The sequence below is a fragment of the Gordonibacter sp. genome (assembly GCF_036667095.1).
Taxonomy (GTDB): domain Bacteria; phylum Actinomycetota; class Coriobacteriia; order Coriobacteriales; family Eggerthellaceae; genus Gordonibacter.
Map to the genome: position 1 here is coordinate 3030 of NZ_JAVWUP010000077.1, position 8930 is coordinate 11959.

7 protein-coding genes and 1 pseudogene are annotated in these 8930 nt (G+C 59.7%); 2 read left to right on the forward strand and 6 right to left on the reverse strand.

Features of this window, described 5'->3' with window-relative positions:
- The first annotated feature begins 127 nt into the window (after positions 1-127).
- Entirely contained in the window at positions 128-1825 is a 1698-nt protein-coding gene (locus tag RR842_RS08255) for an AarF/UbiB family protein (RefSeq protein ID WP_332729443.1), read from the forward strand.
- Positions 1826-1872: 47 nt separating this feature from the next.
- Here RR842_RS08255 and RR842_RS08260 read toward each other — a convergent pair whose 3' ends face one another.
- The 4 genes and pseudogenes from RR842_RS08260 to RR842_RS08275 all read right to left on the reverse strand — a co-directional run bounded on the left by RR842_RS08260 (position 1873) and on the right by RR842_RS08275 (position 5307).
- Positions 1873-2685, reverse strand: a complete 813-nt coding sequence (locus RR842_RS08260; RefSeq protein ID WP_332513832.1) for a family 1 encapsulin nanocompartment shell protein — start codon at positions 2683-2685, stop codon at positions 1873-1875.
- A gap of 202 nt (positions 2686-2887) precedes the next feature.
- Entirely contained in the window at positions 2888-3259 is a 372-nt protein-coding gene (locus RR842_RS08265; protein ID WP_332513834.1) for a demethoxyubiquinone hydroxylase family protein, read from the reverse strand.
- A gap of 450 nt (positions 3260-3709) precedes the next feature.
- The gene (locus tag RR842_RS08270; RefSeq protein ID WP_332513838.1) at positions 3710-4192 is read right to left on the reverse strand and encodes a universal stress protein; all 483 of its coding nucleotides are present in this window, start codon (positions 4190-4192) and stop codon (positions 3710-3712) included.
- 161 nt (positions 4193-4353) lie between these two features.
- A pseudogene (locus RR842_RS08275) lies at positions 4354-5307 on the reverse strand (5'-nucleotidase).
- A 758-nt stretch (positions 5308-6065) separates the two neighbouring features.
- Between RR842_RS08275 and RR842_RS08280 the strand changes: the two are divergent.
- Positions 6066-6560: an HsmA family protein gene (locus tag RR842_RS08280; RefSeq protein ID WP_332513842.1), complete on the forward strand. Its 495-nt coding sequence runs from the start codon at positions 6066-6068 to the stop codon at positions 6558-6560.
- 183 nt (positions 6561-6743) lie between these two features.
- On the opposite strand, the gene RR842_RS08285 is transcribed toward RR842_RS08280, so the two are convergent.
- Together RR842_RS08285 and RR842_RS08290 are read right to left on the reverse strand one after the other, a co-directional pair.
- Positions 6744-8321: a YfcC family protein gene (locus RR842_RS08285; RefSeq protein WP_332521367.1), complete on the reverse strand. Its 1578-nt coding sequence runs from the start codon at positions 8319-8321 to the stop codon at positions 6744-6746.
- A gap of 309 nt (positions 8322-8630) precedes the next feature.
- Positions 8631-8885, reverse strand: a complete 255-nt coding sequence (locus RR842_RS08290; protein WP_332513846.1) for a helix-turn-helix transcriptional regulator — start codon at positions 8883-8885, stop codon at positions 8631-8633.
- Positions 8886-8930: the final 45 nt, after the last annotated feature.

Here is an 8930-nt window from a genome sequence, read left to right on the forward strand (position 1 = left end):
CCGCACGTTCCCTTGTGGCCCTGCCGTCGTCGCGCGTTGTCAAGGTGTTTTCAGATGGCGGCTCGGCGTTTCCTGCGACAACGCAAAGCATTACGATGATGTTCCGACCACGATGAGGAGGCGACCCGTGCCCACGTTCCGCGAGCTGATGAAGGTGGCGGAAGTTACCTTCAAGGACAACACTTCCGGCAAGCGCATGCGCGAGATCGAGAAAATCCTGCGCAAGCACCATGCCTACTCGGGCCTCACGCCCCAGAAGGCCACGGCCATCTTGGAGGACTTGGGGCCGACGTTCGTGAAGATGGGGCAGATCGCGTCGAATCGCAGCGATATTATCCCAAAGGAATACGCCGATGCGTTCAAGGCATTGCGGGCGAACGTGTCGCCGGTTCCTTTCTCGGTGATCATGGAGACGATCGAGGATTCGCTGGGGCATCCTTGGCAGGAGACGTTTACCGAGATCGAGGAGGACCCGCTGGGATCGGCATCGGTGGCGCAGGTCCATCGGGCACGGCTGGCGCAAGGCGTGCAGTCCGGCGAGCGTCCTGTGGAGGGAACGGCTATCGAGCCAGGTCCTGTTGTGGCTGTGAAGGTGCGTCGGCCGAACGTGGTGGATCAAATGGCTCAGGACATCACGCTGATCAAGCACGTGCTGGCCCTAGCCGACTTGGCGCACGTGGCCGGCGGCATCATGCTGACCTTGGACGGGCTGGTGGATGAACTGGCCCGTACCACGGCCGAGGAAGTGGACTTCTGCGTGGAGTTGGGCAACCTGGAGCGATTCGGACGTGAGCTGGCCGACCAGCCGCAGGTGGAAAGTCCGTATCCTTATGCCGAGGTCAGCACCGACGAGGTGCTGGTCATGGAATACGTGGACGGCCCCCCTATCAACGACCTTGCTGCCCTGCGCGCTCAAGGCGACGATCCGGAAGCACTGGGCCGCCGCTTGGCTGAAAGCTACGTGACGCAGGTCATCGACAACGGGTTCTTCCACGCCGATCCGCATCCGGGGAACATCCTGGTGCGCGAGCATGCCGTCGTGTGGATCGACTTGGGAATGACCGGGTCGCTGTCGTCGTCGGAGCGGGCCATTGTGGGCAAGCTGTTCGCCTCGGTGGCGAAAGGCGACGCGTTCGCGCTGAAAGATGCGCTGCTGGCGCTGGCGAAGGAGCACGGACCCGTCGATCATGGACGCCTCTTGGAGCAGATCGGCGCACTTATGGCTTCGTATGCTTCGTCTGACTTGGCCGATATCAACGTCGGCACGGCATTGCTTGAGGTGATCGAAGTGCTGCGCACGCAAAACCTCACCTTGCCGCCGTTCCTGACCATGCTGGCACGCGGCATGATGACATTGGAAGGCGTGCTGGTGGATATCGCGCCCAAAGCCAGCGTAGTGGGAATCATCTCCGATCACGTGAGGCGCCAGACGTTTACCCTCGATGCGTTTGAGGCCAAAGCAAAGGAGCTGTTCGCCGCCTCGACCGCTTCGGCTGAGGCTCTCACGCGCCTACCCACCCAGGTGTCCAATACGCTGGACATGATCGACCGCGGCCAGGTAAAGGTGGGGGCCGACCTTCATATGCCGCGTGATCTGGTGGCAGCCCTCTATTCCGTTGCTGGCACGGTGTCGCTCGCGCTAATCTCGGCCGGCTTGTTCGTGGGCTCCAGCCTTATTTCGCAGACGAACATGCAGCCAAAACTGCTGGAAGTGCCGCTCTTGGGCGTGCTGGGCTACCTGGGTGCGTTTGTCCTGGGGGTCTATGTGATCTGGCGGACGCTGCTCACCCGCCATCAGCAGCGCAACGACGAGAAGGTGGAGTAGGGTTCCGCCGGCGTGCCGGCCAGCGGAACCCCTCGACGCTGCGAAGGCTACGCCAGCACGACGATGGCGGCGGGGTCCTTAACGCGCAGGGCTGCCGTTTCCATGATACGGAAGTGGTGGTTGAAGTCCACGAACTCAGAGTAGCCTACGGAGAGATCCAGACCCACGGCCAAGTCCAGGTACTCTGGCTCGGCGCATACGAGCACGGCCTTGCCGGTGCCCATCACGCTGGTCATGTAGACGTTGTCGCCGATAAGTTTCTTGATGCGGTCGATCTCCAGCAGGCCGGTGTTCGGCTGCAAGCGCTGCAGGTCCAAGAACAGGTCGGGCGACACGACCAGCACGTAGCGTCCCAGGTACCCGGTCTTTGCCAGTTGCGACACCGCAGCGGTCACGTCGGCGAAGCTGTTCTCGCCCTTGCTCCAGTCGCCCTTCTTCATCTTCGCAGCACCCTTCACGGTCAGCAGGCCCGTGGTGCCCAATGCCGCATTGCCGTTCAGGATGAGGTCGTCCTCGCGACGTGCGGCCTTTTTGGCGGCTGAGATGGCGGGCGCGAGATCGAGGGGCATGCCTGTGCGTGCAGCCAGGTCCATGTCGCGGCCGAGCAGCGTGAAGTTCTCGTAGAACAGCGGCAGCTCAAGCTGCGTGCGACCGACGATGCGGCCGATGCCGTCCTCAAGCACCTCTTCTTTGCCGACGCCGTCCATAGCTACGGTGGTGGCGCCAACGCCCAGCGGGCCGTGGATCTTCAGGAAGCGGCGGCAGGTAAGCTGTTTGCGCGCCGTGTCGATGATAGCGCTGTCAATACGGTTCCATAACTCGGCCGATAGATCGGCTGATTCACGAGCGAGATAATCCATTGCGGTCTCCTTTCAAACGGGGAAGGATCAAGGTTTTTAGTAATGCGGTACCTCTAAAAATAGTTGTACAGTTATCCGCTGCATGCAGCGTACCCGACGTGGCCGTTACGCAAACAAATGTTTCACGTGAAACATTGGGTGTACGGCGAGCGTCTGTTCAGAGCGCGTGCGAGAGTGGCGTACGCACGCGATGCTTATGCGCTTAGGACAGATCGCCGACGGTGGGAGCGGCGGCGGGCTCGGCCGGTGCCGGCGCAATCTCGCCATCTGTCTTGATGCCGAGATCTTCCAGCATCTCGTGTACTTCGCCTTCGCCGTCCAAGAAGAACTCGGTCTCTTTTGGATCTAGGTGGCGCATCAGCGTGATGAGCTCGCCCATGTGGGCCTTCTCCTCGTCGCGGATGTCGGCCAGTACCGCTTTAGCCGCAGGGTCGTCGGTGGCCAGATAGTGCGACTCGTACAGGTAGATGGCCTCGAGTTCTCCGGCGATATCGAGGCGCAGGGCCTGCATAAGCTCGGCGTTCGACATCTTGCGGTCAACATTTCCGGCAAACGGGTTAGCAAAGCTGGGCATGGTGTTCCCTTTCTTTCAATGTGCCGCACGAAGGGTCCTCCGCAGGTTTCTCGACTGCTTTCAGACGGTGGTCGTGCGGCTGTTTCCTTCATCTTGGTGGTCATACTACTCTGGAAACCGCTTGTTGTCTGCTGAAAATCTACCCTTATTGATAATTCTTCTCAATAAGAGCGTATTTGTTTCGACTCTGTTGAGAAATGCGCAAGATTCAAACAAGTTGTCGAGAGCATATGCTGGTCTTTCAGGCAGTACTTCCCGCCTCGTTCTCTCGTTTCGCCAGGCATCGATACGCAAGAACCCCCATGCTTGGGAGGGGGTGCTTGCAGTTGCCGAGCAGCGCGGTTATGTTCAGGCCCAGTCCGAAGTGGTCTTTCGAGGGCGTTTCGCTGAAGAAGGGCGCGCATCCCTGGGCCAGCGCTCGCCCTATGCTGCGCTTGGCGTAGCGCTCGCCTAGTCTTCGGAAGGCTGCTTCACGATGAGCACAGGCATCTCGGCGTGGCGCAGGACGTAGCTGCTCACGCTGCCCAACATGCCGCGCAGGGCGCCGAGTCCGCGCGAGCCCATGACGACGAGGTCGCAGTTATGGTCGTCGGCGTAGGCGACGATCTGCTCGGAGGGTATGGTTTCCTCCAGCATTTCGATGATAATCCTGCTCATAAGGCCCTTGAGCATCGAATCGATATGCTCGTGCAGCTTTTTGTTGGCCTCTTCCACCACGCTGTCGAACAGCGCATGCACCTCTTCGGAAGAGATAGTCTCGCGTGTGCGGCCTTGGGCCTCCAGTCGGTTAATGACCAGTTGCTCGGTATCGACGATCTGCACGATGCGCAGGGTGAGGGTGGGGTCGTCGCGCACGAATTTGAGGGCTTCCGCCAATGCTGCGCGAGCCGATTCAGATCCGTCGTAGGGTACGAGAATGTTGTCGTAGAGCATGGTTTCCTCTTTCCGTCGGGCGACCGTGGGGATGCAGACCCTTTTTGTCAGTATACCCCAGCGTCGCGATGGCGCGCGTTGTCGGTTTGAGAGCGGTGCCAGGAGGTGGGTTCCCGCAGTGGGTTCCGGCAGTGGGTTCCGACCGCTTGGGGCTCTGCCCGCTATCGCGAGTCGGGTGTCGTTTCGCGCTTGCGCCGCAGGGCGTGCGTGGCGCAAGCAGCTCCGGCAAGGGCGCAAAGCGTCAGGGTGCTTGCGGCGGCAGAGGCTGGAAGCAAGGGGTCGTCCGTCCGTGCGAGCGGGTCGGCTACGGGCTTGACGGGGGCGGGCGTGGGCGCAGGCGTCGGTACGGGGTCGGGACCGTTTTTCACCAGGATACGGCCGTCGCCGTTTTCGTTCGCGTAGAGGGAGCTGCTGCTGATTATGCCGTTCAGGTTGTCTTTCAGGTAGGTGATGAGTACCTCGTAATCGAGTCCTTGCTCGTCGACGATAACTTTGCTTCCTTTGAACATGGTGAATCCGTCGCCGCCCTCTTTGAGTAGGTACGATATTGCTGAAAGTGTGTAGGTGCTTGCCGGATCGAGGGGTTGTTCTGCCACGCGCACGTTCTGCACGCGCCGGGGTCCTTCGACGCCGATGAAGTTGCCGCGATTGTCCAGCTTAACGGGAGTGGCGATGTCGGAGCGTATCTCGTAAGTAAGGCCCGAGGTCTGCAAGAAGCCGCCGTTGGGTTCCGGGTAGAGGCGCGCTCCCATTTCCAGCGCATCGAGGATGGTCTGGCCGGTGGTCTCGATCTTGCAGAGCTAGTTTCCGAACGGCATGACGGAGATGGCGTTGCCGTAGGTTATGTCGCCGATGGCAACATCGGAGCGGACGCCGCCACCGTTCGCGAAGGCGATGTCGGTATCGAGGGCGGCGCGCGTGGCGTCGGCGCACACATCGCCGAGGTTCGTCTCGCGTGCGCGTACGGCCCAATTCTTCCGTGCGTCGTTTTCGACGGCGACCAGCTTGACTTCCGTGTAGGCGACCTTTTGGCCCAGTACCTTGTTCAGCTCGTCTTTGATGCCTTTGACGTAGGCGAGCGTGTCGGCATCCTGGCTTACCGGAGGTGCGACCAAGTTGCAGGTGAGGGTGCCGTTCGTTGGATCGATGACTATCTTGCCGACGGACTGCAGCTGCGTGCCCGTTTGCTTCTGCTTGCTTCAGGAGGGCGGCCACTCCGGCGTAGCCGATGGAGGTAGCATTGCCGCTGGCGTCGTGTGTTTCGCTGACGCCGCAGCGCACGTCGTTGGCGTGCAGGATGACGATGGGCTTGGACGGGTTGTGCGGAAGGCGTGCTGTCCGCTGGCTCTGCGGGGTTGCCATCCCTCGGGAGTAGGCCGTCGTTTGCGGGCTGTTCTCCGGGATCGACTTCTTCGTTGCTTGTCGGAGCGTTTTCGTCGGAAGGCTTGGCGGGTTCCCCGGGTGTGCCTGGCGATGCCGTCGCCTGTTCTGGAAGACTGCCTGCGGCGGGGCATCCGGGCTCTTCTGCCCAGCCGGTAAGAGGGCTTGCAGCGAGCGGGAGAGCGAGTACGGTCGCAACAAGGAGAGACAGTAGTTTTCGAGGGAGCGGGTGCTTCATGGCGGTACCTTCCGTGACGGGCGTTTGTGCGCGAGTGGTCGCCCGGTGCGGCTGTTCGGCAGTGCGCCGCCCAGGCTCCTTTGTGCGGTCTGTGACATAAAATGAACAATGTTCAGAAAGTAGTTGCATTCTGTTTTGGGGTGCCTATAATGATCGTTGTTCAGGAAATGAACATTGTTCATTTTGAAGAAAGAGTTGACTGGCAAAGAAGACAGCTTCCTTGTCTGGCTCTCCAAACGAAAGGAAGCGATAATCATGTCCCTCCAACTGATACTGGCGACAACGGCGATCAGTCTAGCTTTGGTGTTCTATACCATCGGCGTGTTCGACGAGCGGAAGCATTCGCTCACCAAGCGCAACCTGATCTTGTTCTGGACCGGCTTCGTATTCGACACGACGGGTACGACCGTCATGACGATGATGGCCCAAGAGGGAGGCTCGCCAGTGCTGGGGATGCACGCGGCATCCGGCGTGCTCGCCATCGTCCTTATGGCCGCGCATGCGACATGGGCGACGGTCACGTACGTGCGCGGTAGCGAGCGGGCGAAGGAGCGTTTCCATACGTTCAGCATCGTGGTGTGGCTGTTCTGGCTCCTGCCGTACACGATGGGCATTCTGCAGGGCGTACCTATGCTGCATATGGCGAACCTGCAAGCGGGTATCGGGTCGCTGCTGGTGGTGGGTGTCGCCGCCTTGATTGCCGCCATCAGCTCGATACAGAGCCGCAAGCACCATCTGCCGCGTAGGTAGCGCCCGATCTCTGGTGCGAGCAGCCGCATGCTCGGTTACCGCTCCTTGGCAATGTGGACCGGGTGCGCCCCCTTCGTCCGCGAAACCGTTCTTGGATGTCGGGCAGCCAGCTCTGCTACGCAGCGTGCCCCAGGTCATAATGATCGACCTGGGGCACGCGGGAGGGGATGGTCGGATGAGGCGCTAGCCGTATATGAGCACCTGAGCCACCAGCATCGCGCCGCCGAACACCAGCACGAACACTACCATGGGCAGCACGAACTTCAGCCAGTGCGTGTACTTCATGTCCAGCATGGTAAGCGTTGCTAGCACCAGGCCCGTGGGGGCGAGGAACAGCATGGCGTATTGGCCCCACTGGTAGGCGCACACGATGATGAAGCGCGGGATGCCCACCGTGTCGGCGAGGGGTGCCAAGATGGGCATGGACAGCACGGCCAAGCCCGACGACGACGGCACGACGAATCCCAGGAAGAAGAAGATGATCAGCAGCATGAGGATGAACAGGGGCCCTGTCATGCCGGACACGGCGTTGGACGACCAGTCCAGCAGCGTGTCGGAGATCATTCCCTGTTCCATGACCAGGTTGATGCCGCGGGCGAGGCCGATGATCAACGACACGCCTACCAGGCTGGATGCACCTTTGATAAAGGCGTCGACCGCGTCTTTCTCTACCACGCCCGACAGGAACATGATGATGATGGTGATAGCCAAGAACGATGCGGCCATCTGCGGAAACCACCAACCCTGGCTCACAACGCCCCACACCATGATGGGGAAGGCTGCCACAAACAGCACTAGAATGGTCTTCTTGCGCCAGGTGAACTTGCCTTGCTCGGGCGAGGGACCCTCGGCTCCCGTGGAGTACAACTCGCTGAACTTCTTGCGATCGGAGTACGTGTAGGAGAATTCCGGGTTCGCCTTGAGCTTCTTGCAGTACCAGTACAGGTACCCGATAACCACGATGGCGCCGGCGATGCAGCCGACGACGCGCCACTCAAGGCCTTCGGTAAACACCGTGCCCGCCGCATTCGAGGCGATAACCACGGAGAACGGGTTGATGGTGGAGAACGTCGTGCCCATCGATCCGGCCAGGAAGATGGCGCCTACGCATACGATAGAGTCGTAGCCCAACGCGAGGAATATGGGTACGAGGATGGGGTAGAAGGCCACAGCCTCTTCCTCCAAGCCGCATGTCGTGCCGCCCAGCACCATGAGAACGCTGACGAGGAACACGAGCAAGAACTCGCGGCCCTTAGTTTTTTTCGTTAAGGCGAGCAGGCCCGACTCGAAGGCTCCACTCTTGTTCACGATACCGATAAGACCGCCCAATACCAGGATGAACACCATGATGTCGGCAGCCTCGATGGTACCGGAGACCATGCTGACGGTTATGTCGCCGATGCCTTTGGGCTGCTGCTCCAGTCGCTCGTAGGTGCCCGGTACCGAGATGGGCTTCGTCAAGGCACCTGAGGTGAACTGTGCGATATCGATGTTCACGCCGGTCTCGTCGAGCGATTCTTGCGTAGCAGGCAGTTCGGTTGCCGTGCCTTGCGGGCTAGTCACCTGGAGCGTGCCGGTATCTGCGATATAGGCCAGCTTTGCGTAGGAGCCGGCCGGCACGAACCAAGTGGCAATGACGGCCAGGATGGTGATGGCGAACAGGATGGTGAATGCCGTGGGGAAGTTAAGCTTGAACTTGCGCTTCTTCTTCTCGACGGGTGGCGCCACCCCTGCCTCCCTGGTCGTGGCTGATGCTGCCATAGACATCCCCTTCCCTTTGCCTGCATCGGACAACGTGACTATCTTCGCTAAGGGGCTTTTGCAGCGGTTCTGAATCGCCCCGAGTTTAGTGGAGAGTACTAGGTTTCGCTTATTCGCGTTTTCTTAGGTCGATTCTGTCATTGTACTACACCTCCTCTCTGCTGGACGGCACCGCAAGAGCACTTGCGGTCGGCGATAACTTGCTTGTAGCCGACGATTGCATCTGTTGAGTAGGTGTATTACACACCGTTCGGCGCTTTGTAACATCACGTACTGCAGCGATTTTATTTAGGGTCAATCACTTCCGCGTTAGGAGACGTTCTTTGGTGAGGCATCTTCTCTACGTGTCTCGACACCCTCAAACAATTCCGACGCGGTTATGTTGAGTCCAGCTGCAATTCTTTCGATGGTATCAAGGGAGATATTTCGCTGCCCGCGTTCGATCTGGATGACAAAAGACTTGCTCAACCCTGTCATCATAGCGAATTTATTGGGTGAAAGGCCAGCCTGCTTACGCAGGACCCTCATCTTATTGTCGAAATCTATCTTTACCAGTTCGCTCATAGGCTACAAGGGTATGCTTTCTTGTCACCTAGTCGGAACTTGTTT

What these genes read in the sequence shown, in the direction of transcription:
- RR842_RS08265 (WP_332513834.1), bottom strand. Translation starts at nt 3,259, where the DNA reads ATGCCCAGCTTTGCTAACCCGTTTGCCGGAAATGTTGACCGCAAGATG.
- RR842_RS08290 (WP_332513846.1), bottom strand. Translation starts at nt 8,885, where the DNA reads ATGAGCGAACTGGTAAAGATAGATTTCGACAATAAGATGAGGGTCCTG.
- RR842_RS08270 (WP_332513838.1), bottom strand. Translation starts at nt 4,192, where the DNA reads ATGCTCTACGACAACATTCTCGTACCCTACGACGGATCTGAATCGGCT.
- RR842_RS08260 (WP_332513832.1), bottom strand. Translation starts at nt 2,685, where the DNA reads ATGGATTATCTCGCTCGTGAATCAGCCGATCTATCGGCCGAGTTATGG.
- RR842_RS08280 (WP_332513842.1), top strand. Translation starts at nt 6,066, where the DNA reads ATGTCCCTCCAACTGATACTGGCGACAACGGCGATCAGTCTAGCTTTG.
- RR842_RS08285 (WP_332521367.1), bottom strand. Translation starts at nt 8,321, where the DNA reads ATGGCAGCATCAGCCACGACCAGGGAGGCAGGGGTGGCGCCACCCGTC.